At 62.4% G+C, this 15,732-nt stretch carries 13 protein-coding genes; 8 read left to right on the top strand and 5 right to left on the bottom strand.

The features are described from left to right. The 3 genes from accC to VE26_RS07170 are packed head-to-tail and all read left to right on the top strand — an operon-like array spanning position 1 to position 2,793. Positions 1-1,347 (top strand): acetyl-CoA carboxylase biotin carboxylase subunit, encoded by a 1,347-nt coding sequence (gene accC / locus VE26_RS07160; protein WP_046104337.1) that lies wholly within the window; start codon positions 1-3, stop codon positions 1,345-1,347. Between the two features lie 37 nt (positions 1,348-1,384). Further along, the gene (gene aat, locus VE26_RS07165; protein ID WP_046104338.1) at positions 1,385-2,020 is read left to right on the top strand and encodes a leucyl/phenylalanyl-tRNA--protein transferase; all 636 of its coding nucleotides are present in this window, start codon (positions 1,385-1,387) and stop codon (positions 2,018-2,020) included. After that, on the top strand, positions 2,017-2,793 hold the full coding sequence (locus VE26_RS07170) for an APH(3') family aminoglycoside O-phosphotransferase (protein WP_160297817.1): 777 nt from the start codon (positions 2,017-2,019) through the stop codon (positions 2,791-2,793). Before aat ends, VE26_RS07170 begins: the two co-directional genes overlap by 4 nt. Here VE26_RS07170 and VE26_RS07175 read toward each other — a convergent pair. From VE26_RS07175 to VE26_RS07185, 3 genes are all read right to left on the bottom strand, one after another. Next, positions 2,790-3,287 (bottom strand): GyrI-like domain-containing protein, encoded by a 498-nt coding sequence (locus VE26_RS07175; RefSeq protein ID WP_046104340.1) that lies wholly within the window; start codon positions 3,285-3,287, stop codon positions 2,790-2,792. The two genes, VE26_RS07170 and VE26_RS07175, sit on opposite strands and share 4 nt — an antisense overlap. A 132-nt stretch (positions 3,288-3,419) precedes the next feature. Next, positions 3,420-3,842, bottom strand: coding sequence for a DUF2155 domain-containing protein (locus VE26_RS07180; protein WP_046104341.1), 423 nt, complete (start codon positions 3,840-3,842; stop codon positions 3,420-3,422). A gap of 13 nt (positions 3,843-3,855) precedes the next feature. Further along, entirely contained in the window at positions 3,856-4,257 is a 402-nt protein-coding gene (locus VE26_RS07185) for an NADH:ubiquinone oxidoreductase subunit NDUFA12 (RefSeq protein ID WP_046104342.1), read from the bottom strand. A gap of 424 nt (positions 4,258-4,681) precedes the next feature. Between VE26_RS07185 and VE26_RS07190 the strand changes: the two genes are divergently transcribed. From VE26_RS07190 to VE26_RS07200, 3 genes are all read left to right on the top strand, one after another. Next, positions 4,682-8,374 carry a vitamin B12-dependent ribonucleotide reductase gene (locus tag VE26_RS07190; protein ID WP_046104343.1) on the top strand — a complete coding sequence of 1,231 codons (3,693 nt, stop codon included), beginning with the start codon at positions 4,682-4,684 and terminating at the stop codon, positions 8,372-8,374. 81 nt (positions 8,375-8,455) lie between these two features. Further along, entirely contained in the window at positions 8,456-9,397 is a 942-nt protein-coding gene (locus tag VE26_RS17410; RefSeq protein WP_084620090.1) for a DUF2971 domain-containing protein, read from the top strand. A gap of 417 nt (positions 9,398-9,814) precedes the next feature. After that, positions 9,815-10,366, top strand: coding sequence for an AAA family ATPase (locus tag VE26_RS07200; RefSeq protein ID WP_046104345.1), 552 nt, complete (start codon positions 9,815-9,817; stop codon positions 10,364-10,366). Between the two features lie 408 nt (positions 10,367-10,774). Here VE26_RS07200 and VE26_RS07205 read toward each other — a convergent pair whose 3' ends face one another. Continuing rightward, the gene (locus tag VE26_RS07205) at positions 10,775-11,422 is read right to left on the bottom strand and encodes an arylesterase (protein ID WP_244465643.1); all 648 of its coding nucleotides are present in this window, start codon (positions 11,420-11,422) and stop codon (positions 10,775-10,777) included. A 45-nt stretch (positions 11,423-11,467) separates the two neighbouring features. On the opposite strand from VE26_RS07205, the gene VE26_RS07210 reads away from it, so the two are divergent. Both VE26_RS07210 and VE26_RS07215 read left to right on the top strand, forming a co-directional pair. Beyond that, complete coding sequence (locus VE26_RS07210) at positions 11,468-12,169, top strand: ABC transporter ATP-binding protein (RefSeq protein ID WP_046104347.1); 702 nt, start codon at positions 11,468-11,470, stop codon at positions 12,167-12,169. Then, complete coding sequence (locus VE26_RS07215; protein ID WP_046104348.1) at positions 12,166-14,712, top strand: ABC transporter permease; 2,547 nt, start codon at positions 12,166-12,168, stop codon at positions 14,710-14,712. The genes VE26_RS07210 and VE26_RS07215 overlap by 4 nt, the downstream gene beginning before the upstream one ends. 61 nt (positions 14,713-14,773) lie before the next feature. On the opposite strand, the gene VE26_RS07220 is transcribed toward VE26_RS07215, so the two are convergent. After that, positions 14,774-15,694: a LysR substrate-binding domain-containing protein gene (locus tag VE26_RS07220; protein WP_046104349.1), complete on the bottom strand. Its 921-nt coding sequence runs from the start codon at positions 15,692-15,694 to the stop codon at positions 14,774-14,776. Positions 15,695-15,732 lie beyond the last annotated feature (38 nt).

Consider the following 15,732-nt stretch of genomic DNA (forward strand, 5'->3'; position numbering starts at 1 on the left):
ATGTTCCAGAAAGTCCTGATCGCCAATCGCGGCGAAATCGCCCTGCGCATCCTGCGCGCCTGCAAGGAAATGGGTATCTCGACCGTTGCGGTGCATTCCACGGCTGACGCCAATGCCATGCATGTGCGCCTCGCCGACGAAAGCGTCTGTATCGGCCCCAATGCCGCCAAGGACAGCTATCTCAACATTCCCTCGATCCTGGCTGCCTGCGAGATTACCGGGGCCGATGCCGTGCACCCCGGCTATGGTTTCCTCTCGGAAAACGCCCGTTTCGCCAAGATCCTCGAAGAGCACAAGGTGACCTTCATCGGTCCCTCGGCCCATCATATCGAGATCATGGGCGACAAGATCACCGCCAAGAAGACCGCCGTCGAGCTCGGTATTCCCGTCGTCCCCGGTTCGGCCGGTGCGGTGGAAACCGAGCAGCAGGCGCTCAAGACCGCCAAGGACATCGGCTATCCCGTCCTCATCAAGGCAACCGCCGGCGGCGGTGGTCGCGGCATGAAGGTGGCCCAGACCGAAAAGGAACTGCTGGTCGCCTGGTCGACTGCCCGTTCCGAAGCCAAGGCCGCTTTCGGCAATGATTCGGTCTATATGGAAAAATACCTCGGCAAGCCGCGCCATATCGAGGTTCAGGTCCTCGGCGACGGTCAGGGCAATGCCGTGCATCTGGGCGTGCGCGACTGCTCGCTGCAGCGGCGTCACCAGAAGGTCTGGGAAGAGGCCGGTGGCCCCACGATCAAGCCGGAAGAGCGCGACGAGATCGGCGAGATCTGTGCCGCTGCCATGCGCAAGCTCAAATATTCCGGCGCCGGCACCATCGAGTTCCTCTACGAAAACGGCGAGTTCTATTTCATCGAGATGAACACCCGCCTTCAGGTGGAGCACCCGGTGACCGAGCGTATCACCGGCATCGACATCGTCTATGAGCAGATCAAGGTCGCGTCGGGCGAGAAGCTCTCGATGACCCAGGATCAGGTGCAGTTCTATGGCCATGCCATCGAAGTGCGCATCAATGCCGAAGACCCGCAGACCTTCGCACCCTCGCCGGGCACCATCACCTTTTACCACCCCGCCGGGGGCGTGGGTGTGCGCGTCGATTCTGCCGTCTATCAGGGCTATAAGATCCCGCCCTATTACGACTCGCTCATCGGCAAGCTCATCGTCTATGGCCGCACGCGCGAGGAATGCCTCAAGCGCCTGGGCCGCGCTGTGGACGAATTTGTCGTCGATGGCGTCAAGACCACCCTGCCCCTTTTCCAGCGCCTGATGAAGGAGCCGGACATCCTGGCCGGCAATTACGACATCCACTGGCTGGAAAAGTTCCTGGCCGCCAACAAGGCATGATATTGAGGGGCGCGTTACGGCGCCCCTCGTTTTTCCCATGGCCCGCCGCACCGACCCCTTTGCTGTCGAGATCACCCCCGAGCTGATCATTCGCGCCTATCGCGCCGGCATTTTCCCCATGGCCGAGGATGCCGGTGACGAGGATCTGTTCTGGGTCAGCCCTGAACAGCGCGGCATCATCCCGCTCGATGGGTTCCACGCCAGCCGCAGCCTGCGCAAGGCCATGCGCAAGTCGGGCTGGGCAATCCGCACGGATACCGATTGGGAGGGCGTGATCGAGGGCTGCGCCACCGTCGGCGAGGATCGCCACACCACCTGGATCAACCAGACCATCCGCGCTGTCTATGGCCAATTGTTTCGCCGTGGTGTCGCCCACACGGTCGAGGTCTGGGACGGCGCCGAGCTCGTGGGCGGTCTCTATGGCCTCGCCATCGGCGCCGCCTTTTTCGGCGAATCCATGTTTCACCGGCGAACCGACGCCTCCAAGATGGCCATGACCCATCTGGTCGAGCGCCTCAGGGCTGGTGGCTTCGTCTTGCTCGATACCCAGTTTCTCACCGATCACCTGGCGTCCTTGGGCGGCATCGAGATCACCCGCGCCGATTACGAAGACCGGCTCGGCCGCGCCTTGCAAAGCGCTGGCGATTGGTCTGCATGGGACAGGAAACAATGACCGCACCACAAGACCTACCCGAAAGCATGAGCCCTCTTCGCGATCTCAATTGGCGCGAGATCACGCTTGGCAAGTCCGGCTGTTCGGTGTGGCGCATTGCCCTTAACGATGGCAATGCCGTCTTCCTCAAGGCCGAGCCGATCCATCCCCTGGCCGAACTGCCTGGCGAGATCGAGCGCCTCAACTGGCTGACGCGCATGGGCTTCAAGTCGCCCCGCGTCATCGATACCGAGCAGACCCAGGACCGTGTCTGGCTCCTGATGAGTGCTGTGCCGGGCGAGGACCTCACGCGCTACACCGCGCGCCCCGACGTCTTCGTCCGGGCCTATGCCCAGGGCCTGAAACGTATCCACGCGCTTGATCCGGCCCAATGCCCCTTCGATCATCATCCCGACAATCGCCTGGAGGAGGCAAGACAGCGCCTCGAGGCCGGCCTTGTCGACGAAGGCGACTTCGACGTTGAACATGAGGGCTGGTCCGCGCAGCAGGTCTATGACTGGCTTTTCGCCAATCGCCCCTCCATAGGCACGCGTGTCGTCACCCATGGCGATGCTTCCACGCCCAATATCCTGGCGCAGGACGGTCGGTTCTCCGGCCTTGTCGATTGCGGTCGCGTCGGCGTGGCCGATGTCTGGCAGGACCTTACCATCGCTTGCCGCAGCATCCGCTACAATGTCGGCGAGGAGCATGTCGCCACCTTCCTCGCCGCCTATGGCACGGAATGGGACGAAGCAAAATACCGCTTCTACAACACATTGGACGAGCTGTTTTAATCCTTTAGCTTAAAGGCGAGCCGGGTGACCCATTTGTTCATGTCCGGCTCTTTGTCCGGATCGGTTTCATAGATTTCCAGCCGACAGGCGAAATGGTCGTCGTCGCCCTCGGTATGCTCGTCAAAGGGTTGCTGGGTCAGCCGCGACCAGCCGATCAGCAATCCCGTTACGGTTTCGAGCGCGTCGGGATGGCCGTGCCAGGTCACGCCGAGAAACCGACCGCCGGGCAAGGTCCCCACGCGGACAGCACCGTCTCCAGCGCCCGCATGTTCCACCGCAATGCCAGCCTCGACATCGAGCGTGTCCGACATGTTGATGCGCCGGTAATTGTAGAAGGCTGCTCCTACGGGCACGAGGCCATTGCGGGCGATATACGCAAAGATCTGCGGAAAGCCTTCCTGGGCGGGCCTTTGCATGTCCTGCATGGTGACGGTGAAAGCCACATAGACATAGGCCTGCTCCGCCCGGTTTGTGATTTCTGGTAAGGTCATCATGGCTTGCTGCTCCTCGTTCTCTGTTGCTCGCCCCGAGAGGCCCGGTCGCCCCTTTCAGGTCGACCGGCGTGAAGGGGCGCTCCCCCTCGCGACGAGCAGGCAGTACAGGATTGAACAGGGTCGGAAAAAAAACTAGCGCTGATCCGGCGGCGGAACATTGGTCGAGGTTTTGCACTCGATCAGCCACACGTCGTAGACGGCATGATCCACGGCATTTAGCGCCGGGCTGTCTGCGAACATCCAGCCGGTAAAGATGCGCTCGCTCTCGCCGTCGAGGCTCATCTGGTTCACCTCGAGGAAACTGGACGTGCGTTGCAGCGTGTCGCTCGACGGTCGGTTGTAACAGGCGCGAGGCGTGATCTCGAGCGCACCGAACAGCACCGTTTCATCGATATAGACGTCGAACCGGGTGATGCGGCCGGTGATCTTGTCGAGCCCGGCAAAGGTCGCCACCGGGTTGGACAATGGCTGCGCTTGCACCGGGACGTGGAAGGCCAGCGTCAAAACGGCCGCTGTCAGGAGCGGCCGCAGGATCGTCGAAAACTGGGATCGCAAGGCTTGGGCGTCCTTATTCAGGCGACCAGGCCTCGTAGTCGCCGCTGACGCGGGGACGCTCACCCTTTTTGAGCAGGCTGCCATCGGGGCGATAGGCCGCCGCAGTGCCGGTCAGGTTCGGCTGGTGTGCCTTTTCCCAGGCGCGCGGCTCATATTTGGCATCGGCGGGAGTAACGTCGGTGCGGTGATGCATCCAGCCGTGCCAGCCGGGCGGGATGGCCGAGGCGTCGGCGAAGCCATTGGCGTAGGTTACGTAGCGCCGATTGTGCTTCTGGTCGAAATAATAGCGGTTGCCGAACTCGTCCGACCCGACATAGGCGCCGAAACGCTTGATCCAGAGGCGCGTGCCCCAGGTATTGCCGCTCCACCAGGAGAAGATTTCGCTCAGGAACTGCTTGGTGCCGGATTTTGCCACGGGACGATTCCGAAAGTTTGGGCGTCGATTGGCTGGCGGTTTAGCATGGCTCGGGCAGCGAGCCTAGACCGAATTGGCGACACCAATCGTCTCGGCCACATCGATCGTCCGCCTCACCGATGCGCTGCTGTGGAAAATCGCCAGGCAGTCACAAATGCGTCGCAAGAAATCCTGTTGACTAGGAATTGTGGGCGATTCCATTGGCGCCACGCTGCCGGGCCGCCGGATCGGCCCAAATGGTTTCCACAAGGTTATTGGCCAAAAAAGCATTTGCGGCCAAGCGGTTGCCCTTGATTGCACAGCTTTTAGGCTTATCTACTACAGGTAGGTTCCGCCGTTAAGTGAAAACACAAGACCTTGTGTCCGCGCCGGAATCGGAGTGTTCTCGCTACACCTCCTGCAATTACGACTTCAGAGACCTTTCATGCGCATCGAACGTCGCTTCACGACCGCCAACGCCGACCGCTATGGCTCGATCGAATTCCGCTCTGCCACCAGTGAAATCCGCAATCCTGATGGTTCGGTAGTATTCAAGCTCGACGACATCGCCGTCCCCACAGCCTGGTCGCAGGTCGCCACCGACATCATCGCGCAGAAATATTTCCGCAAGGCCGGTGTGGCCAAGGTCCTGAAGAAGGTCGAGGAAAACTCCGTGCCGTCCTGGCTGTGGCGCTCCGTCCCCGACGAAGCAGCGCTCGCCAAGATGCCCGAAGCCGAACGCTACGGTTCCGAAATGGATTCGCGCCAGGTCTTTGACCGGCTGGCGGGCACCTGGACCTATTGGGGCTGGAAGGGCGGCTATTTCGACAGTGAAGACGATGCCCGCGCCTTCTTTGACGAGCTGGCCTTCATGCTCGCCACCCAGCGCGTCGCGCCCAATTCCCCGCAATGGTTCAATACCGGCCTCCACTGGGCCTATGGCATCGATGGTCCCGGTCAAGGCCACTTCTATGTCGACCCCTTCACGCACAAGCTCGTCCAGTCCAAGTCGGCCTACGAGCATCCCCAGCCGCACGCCTGCTTCATCCAGTCGGTGGACGATGACCTCGTCAACGAGAACGGCATCATGGACCTCTGGGTCCGTGAGGCGCGCCTGTTCAAGTATGGCTCGGGCACCGGCACCAATTTCTCCCGTCTGCGTGGCGAAGGCGAAAAGCTCTCCGGCGGCGGCAAGTCCTCGGGCCTTATGAGCTTTCTCAAGATCGGCGACCGCGCTGCCGGCGCCATCAAGTCGGGCGGCACCACGCGTCGCGCCGCCAAGATGGTCGTGATCGACATCGACCATCCCGATATCGAGCAATACATCAACTGGAAGGTGAAGGAGGAGCAGAAGGTCGCCGCTCTCGTCACCGGGTCCAAGGTTGTATCCAAGCATCTCAAGGCCATCATGAAGGCCGCCGTGAACTGCGAAGGTTCGGGCGATGATTGCTTCGACGTGGCCAAGAACCCCGCGCTCAAGCGCGAAGTGCGCGCGGCCAAGAAGGCCCTGGTGCCGGAAAACTACATCTTCCGCGTCATCCAGTTCGCCCGCCAGGGCTATACCGATCTTGAATTCCCCATCTACGACACCGATTGGGATAGCGAGGCCTACCTCACCGTTTCGGGCCAGAACTCGAACAACTCGGTGCGCGTGACCGACGATTTCCTCAATGCCGTCGAGAATGATGGCGACTGGGACCTGATCGGCCGCATCAAGGGCAATGTCACCAAGACGCTAAAGGCCAGGGACCTCTGGGAACAGATCGGTTACGCGGCCTGGGCCTCCGCCGATCCCGGCATCCAGTACCACACGACCATCAATGAGTGGCACACCAGCCCCGCTGCCGGCCCGATCGTGGCGTCCAATCCGTGCTCGGAATATATGTTCCTCGATGACACGGCCTGCAATCTCTGCTCGGTCAACCTGCTGCCCTATCGCAACAAGGACTCGTCCTTCGACACCGCTGCCTTTGAACACACCGTCCGCCTCTGGACCGTCGTGCTCGAAATCTCGGTGATGATGGCCCAGTTCCCGTCGCGCGCCATTGCCGAGCGCTCCTTCGAATACCGCACCCTGGGCATCGGCTACGCCAATATCGGCGGCCTGCTGATGACCTCGGGCATTCCCTATGACAGTGCCGAGGGCCGCGCCATTGCCGGTGCCATCACCGCCGTCATGACCGGCGTCAGCTACGCCACCTCGGCCGAAATGGCCAAGGAGCTCGGCCCCTTCAAGGATTACAAGCGCAACGCCAAGCACATGCTGCGCGTCATCCGCAATCATCGCAATGCCGCCCATGGCAATGCCGCCGGCTATGAAGAGCTCAGCATCAATCCCGTGCCGCTGGACCATGCCAATGTCGGTGATGCCGCCTTGTCCGAGCGCGCAAAAATCGCCTGGGACAACGCCCTGGCGCTGGGCGAAAAGCACGGCTATCGCAACGCCCAGGTCTCGGTGATCGCGCCTACCGGCACGATCGGCCTCGTCATGGATTGCGACACCACCGGCATCGAGCCCGATTTTGCCCTGGTCAAGTTCAAGAAGCTGGCTGGCGGCGGCTACTTCAAGATCATCAACCGCGCCGTGCCCCCGGCCCTGCGCACCCTGGGCTATTCCGAAGACCAGATCGCCGAGATGGAAGCCTATGCCGTGGGCCACGGCAACATGAACCAGGCGCCGGGCATCAATCCCGCAACGCTCCGCACCAAGGGCTTTTCGGACGACAAGATCGAGGCGCTCAATGCCGCGATGAAGTCGGCCTTCGACATCAAGTTCGTCTTCAACCAGTGGACGCTGGGCGCCGATTTCCTCAAGGGCCTGGGTGTCACCGACGAGCAGCTCAATGATTTCTCCTTCGAGCTGCTGCCGTTCCTGGGCTTCTCCAGGAAGGACATCGAGGCCGCCAATATCCATGTCTGCGGCGCCATGACCCTCGAAGGCGCGCCGCATCTCAAGGACGAGCATCTGCCCGTCTTCGATTGCGCCACCCCCTGCGGCAAGATCGGCAAGCGCTACCTCTCGGTCGAATCGCACATCCTGATGATGGCGGCTGCCCAGCCGTTCATTTCCGGCGCGATCTCCAAGACCATCAACATGCCCAACGACGCCACCGTCGAGGACGCCAAGAACGCCTACATGCTGTCCTGGCGCCTGGCGCTCAAGGCCAACGCGCTCTACCGCGATGGCTCCAAGCTCAGCCAGCCGCTCAATTCCTCCGTGCTCGCCGCCGCTGACGACGAGGATGACGAGGACCAGGTCGAGGCCATCGCCGCCCTGCCCGCCGCCGCGCGCACGGAAGTCGTGGTCGAGCGCATCGTCGAGCGCCTGCGCGAACGCGAGAAAATGCCGGATCGCCGCAAGGGCTATACCCAGAAGGCGGTCGTGGGTGGCCACAAGGTCTATGTCCGCACCGGTGAATATGACGATGGTCGCCTGGGCGAGATCTTCATCGACATGCACAAGGAAGGCGCCGCCTTCCGCGCGATGATGAACAATTTCGCCATCGCCATCTCGCTGGGCCTGCAATATGGCGTGCCGCTGGACGAATATGTGGAGGCCTTCACCTTCACCCGCTTCGAGCCGGCCGGCATGGTCATGGGCAATGATCGCATCAAGAACGCCACGTCGATCCTCGACTATGTGTTCCGCGAGCTGGCCGTGTCCTATCTGGACCGGAACGACCTGGCCCATGTGAACCCGGACAGCCCGACTTCGCTCGGCAAGGGCGTTGCCGAGGAGCAGGGTGCGCGCCCCGCGGCGCCTGCCCCCGCCCCGGTGCCCGCCGAGCGCTTTGTCTCCCGCGGCATGACCCGCGGCAAGACGGCCAATGCCTCGCTGATGCTGGTCCCCACCGCCGAAGCCGCCCGCTACGCCCCCACGGCCGCGAGCACGTCGACGGTGACCGCCCTGCGCAGCGCCACGGCCCTCAAGATCGACCCTGCCCCGACGGCCCTCAACGCCGCCGAGCTCAACCCCATCCCCAACCCGCCGACCCGCGACGCCGGCCTCCTGCGCGCCGAAGCCCAGATGAAAGGCTATACCGGCGACCAATGCACCGAGTGCAACAACTTCACGATGGTCCGAAACGGCACCTGCCTGAAGTGCGACACCTGCGGGACGACGACCGGGTGTAGTTAACCTTTATTACTTAGACTAAACTAACTCTACTTCACGACAAGTAATGAAACAGGGGCGACACAAGCCGCCTCTGATTTTCAAATGGCCGAAGAGAACAATTTGCCGCAAGTCTTTCAAACAACAGACGACATTGGACAATTTGAAGCGGCAAATAACGCCTTGCTCGGCATTGGAGCAAAAATAATCTCGGACTTGGTTGCACCGCAGTCACCTACATTTGGACTTTTCCATTACACATCGAGCGATGGCTTTAAGGGAATTATTGAAAGTAATTCAATAAGGCTATCAGACTGTTTCTTCCTTAACGACGGTTCCGAAGTACATTATTCAAATCAACTGCTTTGGAAAGAGATTGAGAAGTTCTCTGACGCTCATGCCAGTAAGCGCATAAAAGGCGCTGCTGAGTATATCCGCAATCAGGTGACGCAAGTCGCTATTAGCTACCGCCCGGTAATTTTCTGTTTGAGTAGCCGACCAAATTTGCTCAATCAGTGGCGCGATTACGGAAGAGACGTGGTCCCATATTGCGTCCAATTTCAGCCGGAGGCATTGTTATCTCCGGATTGGAGTTTTTCTTGCTCTCTCTTTCCGATGACCTATGAAGAAAACACGCAAGAAAGTATTATCAAAACGCTAATTGAGAGCATAATGGACGCGTATTTCAGTAACAGCCGACCATTCATTCATGATTCTACACAGTCGACTTTATTTAATACGATTGTCCATGAGATATGGAATGTACTTGTTCAGTTTAAGCATCCTGCATTTGAGGCTGAGCAAGAATGGAGATTGGCTTCGTATTCCAGCTGGCTGGATGGCCAAAGCGTCAAGTTTAGAACCAGCACGCTGGGCATCGTACCATACTATGCGCGCACACCGAGGATAGGTACGCGCTTGCCAATTACTAAAGTCTGGGTTGGACCCTCTCCTTGGGGGCGCGTGTCTCAACAGGCGCTTGATATCTTTCTTGGCGCAAACGGATATGAAGTAGAGACGGAAGCATCCGACATTCCAGCACGTTAATTAATTTATTCTATTTACTAGTTATTATTCCAGACACCTAAAATACTTACCGTCAGCACGTGACCGTCAAGGCGAGGCGCGATGCGCAGCCTCGAACCACGCGGGCGCAGCCCCGTGCTGCTCATCCAGGCACTTTTAAATTTGCTGTCCCGCACTATCCCTTAAGGCTCCGCTTGCCGTTCACACCCTAGGCTGCGGGCTCATTAGTTCTGTGCCGCGCGTCTCTTGTCAGCGAATTGACTTCCGCTCGCTCTGAAACTGGAGAAGCTGTGGACGTCACTGTCTAAATCCTGTTCTCGAGTCACCAAGACCGTCCGGCCAGCAATGATATCGGAGGCTATGTGGCTGTCGAAGTCGAAACCATCGATCACGACCTGCTGCGGCCCGATCGCCCCGCACCCCATTCCGAGATCGCCAATGCCCCACCCCGTCTATCTCATCGAAGGCGTTTCCGGCTCCGGCAAGACCTCCGTCGCCACCGAGCTGGAACGGCGCGGCTATGCGGTGGTGCATGGCGATCGTGTGCTGGCCTATCAGGGCGATCCGCAGACCGGCGCGCCGATCCCGACCGAGCGCCGCTCGTCCGATCCGGCCTTCATCAACACCCACCACATCTGGGACGCGGCCCGCGTCCGGGCCATCATTGCCGACCCGGCCCGGCCAGTCACCTTCTTCTGCGGCGCCTCGCGCAATCGGGCGCATTTCGTCGATCTCTTCGATGCCGTCTTCCTGCTCGAAGCCGATTGGCCGACGCTCGAGCGCCGCCTCGCCGCCCGGGTCGACGAATGGGGGTCCGAGCCCGGGGAGCGGGCGCTGGTGGCAAGGCTCCACGCCACGCGCGAAGACCTGCCCGACAATGCCATGTCCATCGATGCCACCCGGCCGCTGGCGAAAGTCGTCGACGCCATTCTCGCCCATTGCGGCTTGCCGTCGGCATGCGGCGCAAAAAACTTATCCTCGTCTGGATAGGTCCCGGCATACTCGCCCCATCTCTGCACGCGCTGCGCGGTCGCGACGTATGGCTGGTGCGGGGAGCCGGATGAAAAGGGGGCGCCCTTTTCCGTCGGCGCGTCAGGGACGGAGCCCGTTATTCCGCGGGCACCCATGTCGGGCCTTTCCGGCTGCACCGGTCAGGCAATTGCCACGTCGCCAGCAGGGCGAAGACGAAGCAATCCCTCATGGACCGGAAGTGGATGAGAAATCCGCCGCCCCCCGCGCCTCAGCGAGTCTCCGGCGCATGGGGCGAAGCTTGCTTCACCCTCCTCTCGCCGGACGACCGGCACCGAAGTGATCTTCGCCCCATGCCGCAGCCTTCTGCGCCCGGACGAAGCCGAACCGCTGGCCCTCCCGGGCCCCGCGGCGCGTCCGCCTGCCCGCTCAGCGGGCTTCGACCGCTTTCACCAGCTCCACCACATAGGGCGTGACGGCCGCCACGATCCGCGCCACCCCGGCCGCGTTGGGATGCATGCCATCGGCCTGGTTCATCTGCGGGTCGAACGCCACGCCCTCGAGAAAGAACGGATAGAGCAGAGCGCCGTATTCTGCCGCCAGTTCGGGATAGATGGCATCGAATGCGGCCACGTAATCCCCGCCCAGTCCGCGATTGGCCTTCATGCCCAGCAGCAGCACCGGCAGGTCGAGCGCCGCAAAGCGGTCCATCATGGTTTCCAGATTGGCGCGGGCCGTCTGCGGTGACAGGCCCTGCAGCATGTCATTGGCGCCCAGGCCCAGCATCACCGCATCGGGCGGCTCGCCCAGCGTCCAGTCCAGCCGCGCCAGCCCATCGGCCGTGGTGTCGCCCGACACGCTGGCATTGACCAGATCCGCCTCGACGCCCTCGGCCGCAAGGGCCGCCTGCAATTGTCCCAGAAACGCAGAATCTGCGGAAAGGCCAAATCCGGCCAGCAGGGAGTCACCGTAGAGCAGGATAGTGGGCCGCTCGGCCGCGGCCAAAGGTCCCGTCGCTGCCAGCATTCCGCTCACCGCCATTGCGCCAATGGCCGCCTGCCACCATCTTGAACCCACGACGTCACTCCCGAATTGCCAGCACATTTGTCCGGACGGCTACCCATGACCGACAGCATCGCCCGTCTAGAGGGCATGAACCTCAAGCTGACCTCGGGCGGCAAGCCCCTGCATATCCTTCGGGACATCACGTTTGCGATACGCCCCGGCGAAGTCGTCTCGGTCGTCGGCCCCTCGGGCAGCGGCAAGACCAGCCTGCTCATGGTTCTGGGCGGGCTCGAAAAGGCCAGCGATGGCCAGGTCGAAATCGGCGGCACCGCGCTGGTCGGGCTTGGCGAGGATCGCCTGGCCGATATGCGCCGCGCCAATATCGGCATCCTGTTCCAGAACTTTCATCTCATCCCCTCGATGACTGCGCTCGAGAATGTCGCGCTCGCCCTCGAGATTGCCTTCGACGATCTCCCCGTCGCCGAAATCCGCGACCGGGCCCGCGCCGCCCTGGCCGAGGTCGGGCTGTCCGAGCGCGAAACGCACTTGCCCAGCGCCCTGTCCGGGGGCGAGCAGCAGCGCGTCGGCCTCGCCCGTGCCATCGTCACCCAGCCCCGACTGCTGCTTGCCGACGAGCCGACCGGCAATCTCGATCAGGAAACCGCCGCCGCCGCCATCGAATTGCTGTTCGGCCTTGCCCGCCGCAATACCATGGCCGTCTTGCTCATCACCCACGACAACACCCTCGCCCAGCGCGCCGACCGCTGCATGCGCATGGATCGCGGCGTCCTGACCGAACTCGTGCAGGCGGCACCATGAGCCGGCTTGCGAATTGGCTGCGGGTCGCCCTTATCGACCTGCGTGGAACGGCGCGGCGCTTCACCCTGCTGGTCGCCTGCCTTGCCCTGGGCGTCGCCGCCATCGGCACCGTCAGCGCCGTTCGCAGCAGCGTTGAAGCCGCCATCGCCCGCGATGCAAGGATGATCCTGGGCGGCGATCTGGAATTGCGGTCCCAGGGCCGGGACATCGACCCCTCCATCCTGACCGCCCTGGCCGAGCGCGGCACGGTCAGTCGCGAGACCGAGATCAGCGCTCAGGCCAGTGCCAATGGCCGCTCGGCCTTCCTGTCCCTGCGTGCCGTCACCGATGCCTATCCGCTGGTGGGCGCCGTCACCCTTTCCGATCCGGCCGGCCCCGCCGACCTCGCCGCCCTTCTCGCCCCTGACGACGGGCGCTTCGGTATCGTGCTCGCCCAGCAGGCCAGCTTGCGGCTGGGCATATCGGTTGGCGATGTCCTACGCATCGGCAATGCCGATTTTATCCTGCGTGGCATCATCGACACCCTGCCCGATCAGGCTGCCGCCGGCTTCCAGGTCGGCGCCCCGGCCCTGGTTCTGCGCGAAGCCCTCGCCCCTGCCGGTCTGCGCGAAGAAGGCGTACTCAGCCAGTTCCGCTACAAGGTCCTGCTTGCCGATGGCGACATCGAGGCGGCCCGCGCCGCTCTCGAGACGCAATTCCCGGACGCCGATGTGCAGATCCGCTCGCCCGAGCAGGCAACCGCCACCATCGCCCGCTTCATCGGCGTGTTCGGCAATTTCATGCTGCTGGTCGCCCTGTCGTCCATGGTCGTGGGCGGCCTCGGCGCAGCCAACGCTGTATCCGCCTATATCGGCGAGCGGCAGGGCGCCATCGCCACCATGCGGTCGCTGGGCGCCAAGGGACCGCGCATCCTGTTCCATTTTCTGGTGCAGATCGCGCTCCTGTCTCTGCTCGCGGTCGCCATTGGCCTCATCGTCGTGGCCATCGCGACGCTGGCCCTGCTGCCGCTGCTTTCAGGCCTCATCGACATCGACCTGCCTGCCCGGCTCGACGCCTCCTCGATGCTGGTGTCCGGGGCCATCGGCTTCGTGACGGCCATGCTGTTTTCTTGGGTACCTCTGCTCCAGGCCCGCTCCATACGCCCGGCCCTGCTCTTCCGCTCCGGCACCTCGGCCGCTCTTTCCGGCCTGCCCTGGCGTCGTGTCCTGGCGCCAGCCACTGCGTTGCCTCTGCTCGCCGGCTTTGCGGCCCTCTTCGGGCTGACGCTGCTCGTCGCCGACGACATGCGGCTGGTCGCGATCTACTTCGTCAGCGCTATTCTGGCTTTCGGCCTGCTGAGGGCTGCAGCCGCTACCTTGCGCTGGGCCCTCACGCTTATGCCCACGCCCTCCAATCGGCTCCTCCGACAGGCCATCTCGGCCATCCTCCGGCCCGGCGCGCCAACCACCACGGTGCTCGTGTCCATGGGCATGGGTCTCTCGCTACTTCTCCTCATCGTCACGACTCAGTCCAACATCAACCGGCAGATCGCCACCGAGGTCTCGGCGGACATACCGGATTTCGTCATGCTTGATATGGACAGGACGCAGCGCGATGCTTTGGAGGCTTTTGCGGCCGCCCGGCCCGAAGTGGACAGCATCGCCACGATTCCGATGCTGCGCGGCACCGTCACCGAGGTAAAAGGCGCGCCGGCTCCCAGCAGCGACGCGGTGCCGCGCGACATCGCCGAAGTGTTCCGCGGCGACACCACTTTGACGTGGTCGGCAGCGCTTCCCGCAAATGCCGTCATCGACGAAGGCGAGTGGTGGCCGCAGGACTATTCCGGCCAGCCCCTCGTATCGCTGAGTGCCGATTTGCGCAACGCGCTCGATCTTACCCCCGGCGATACCGTCACAATTTCCATCTCGGGTCGGCCGCTGACGATGACAATCGCCAACTTCCGGCGCGTCGATCCCCGTAGCCCCGATTTCAATTTCAGGATCATCGCCTCTCCCGGGCTGATTGAAAGCGCGCCCCAAACCTATTTCGCTACCGTCAAAGCCAGCAAAGATCAGGCACCGCGCGTCGAAGCCGGACTTATCGCCGCGCTGCCGGATCTCCGCTTCGTGCCGGTGGGGGAAGCCCTGGCCCGCGTGCAGACCGTTTTCGATGCCCTCACCAACGCCATTGCGCTGGTCAGCGGCACTGCCGTTATTGCCGGTATTCTCGTTCTCTCCGGTGCCCTCAGCGTCGGCCGGCAACAACGCGAAGCCGATGCCGTGGTGATGAAGGTGCTCGGCGCGCGCCGTTCCTACGTCATCTCGGCCTTCCTGATTGAATATGCGCTGCTTGGCGCCATTGCCGCCCTAATCGCCGGCGGCCTTGCCCTCGCCGGCTCCTGGGCTGCCGCTACCTTCCTTCTCGATATCGGATTTTCGCCAGCCCCGCTCCAACTGGTGCTGCTGGCCATTGCCATAGTCGTCGTGACGACGGCGACCGGCGCGGCCACCACATGGTCTGCCATGTCGACACGCCCGGCCGACCGGCTCCGAGAAGAGGGCTGACGCTCACATCGTGGTTCAGATGATCCAGCCAACCCGTTGACGCCAAATGACCTGCCCCATCTCAGCCCAGCACTCGAGCCTCGTTCAACTTTGCCTCATTGCTGGCCATTTCGGCATGCACCCACTCGGCAAAGGCGCTCACGATGGGCCTCCGGGCCCGGTCCTGCGGCTCGATAAGGTAATAACCGCGCCCTGTTTTCACCCGGGCCGAATGGACCCGCACCAGCGCATGGTCGATCAGCTGATCGGCAATCATGGCCTCCTCGGCGATGACGATGCCCAGCCCCTTCTCGGCGGCGGCATAGGACAGCGCAGAATTGAACAGGATCGTCCCGCGATCGAGGGTAAACGCGGGCACGCCGGCGCCACGACACCACAGGCTCCAATCATCCAGCCGCCGGATCGTGTGGATGATGCTGTCCGTCTGCCCGGCCAGGAAGCGCCCCAGATCGGTGCGCTGCACCACGGCGGGCGAAGCGACGGCAACGAGGTCGATGTCGAACAGCTTGGCACTGCGAAAGCCGCGCCACTGAAATTCCTGACCGGTGGTGATCACCATGTCGCCGACGCTCTCGAAATTTCCTCCCGGCTCGACGGCAGTGATGGTGAGGCTGGCATGCGGCCAGAGATCGTGGAAACGCTGCAGCCTGGGCAGCAGCCAGTAGGCGGCGAAGGTCGGCGTGGTTTTGAGCACCAGCGCATCGGGGCGCGACAGTGCGCGTGCCGTTTCGAAGGCGCTCTCCATGCTGCGCAGGGCGTCGACGGTGAGTCCGAGGTAAAGCCGGCCCAGTTCCGTCAAGGCAACCTTGCGTGCCTCGCGGGTGAACAACGCTCCGCCGACCCGGTCCTCCAGCAGTCGGATTTGCTGGCTGATCGCGGCCTGCGTCAGGTTAAGTTCGCGCGCTGCCTTGGAAAAACTTTCAAGCCGCGCACTGGCTTCAAAGGAGCGGAGGCTGGCGAGCGAGGGCAGGAACTGAGGCATCTATTAGTCCGCCTAATGGTTAAGCCTAATTAGTTTTG

The organism is Devosia chinhatensis, assembly GCF_000969445.1.
GTDB classification, from domain to species: Bacteria; Pseudomonadota; Alphaproteobacteria; order Rhizobiales; family Devosiaceae; genus Devosia; species Devosia chinhatensis.

What these genes read in the sequence shown, in the direction of transcription:
- accC (WP_046104337.1), top strand. Translation starts at nt 1, where the DNA reads ATGTTCCAGAAAGTCCTGATCGCCAATCGCGGCGAAATCGCCCTGCGC.
- aat (WP_046104338.1), top strand. Translation starts at nt 1,385, where the DNA reads ATGGCCCGCCGCACCGACCCCTTTGCTGTCGAGATCACCCCCGAGCTG.
- VE26_RS07170 (WP_160297817.1), top strand. Translation starts at nt 2,017, where the DNA reads ATGACCGCACCACAAGACCTACCCGAAAGCATGAGCCCTCTTCGCGAT.
- VE26_RS07175 (WP_046104340.1), bottom strand. Translation starts at nt 3,287, where the DNA reads ATGATGACCTTACCAGAAATCACAAACCGGGCGGAGCAGGCCTATGTC.
- VE26_RS07190 (WP_046104343.1), top strand. Translation starts at nt 4,682, where the DNA reads ATGCGCATCGAACGTCGCTTCACGACCGCCAACGCCGACCGCTATGGC.
- VE26_RS17410 (WP_084620090.1), top strand. Translation starts at nt 8,456, where the DNA reads ATGGCCGAAGAGAACAATTTGCCGCAAGTCTTTCAAACAACAGACGAC.
- VE26_RS07200 (WP_046104345.1), top strand. Translation starts at nt 9,815, where the DNA reads ATGCCCCACCCCGTCTATCTCATCGAAGGCGTTTCCGGCTCCGGCAAG.
- VE26_RS07210 (WP_046104347.1), top strand. Translation starts at nt 11,468, where the DNA reads ATGACCGACAGCATCGCCCGTCTAGAGGGCATGAACCTCAAGCTGACC.
- VE26_RS07215 (WP_046104348.1), top strand. Translation starts at nt 12,166, where the DNA reads ATGAGCCGGCTTGCGAATTGGCTGCGGGTCGCCCTTATCGACCTGCGT.
- VE26_RS07220 (WP_046104349.1), bottom strand. Translation starts at nt 15,694, where the DNA reads ATGCCTCAGTTCCTGCCCTCGCTCGCCAGCCTCCGCTCCTTTGAAGCC.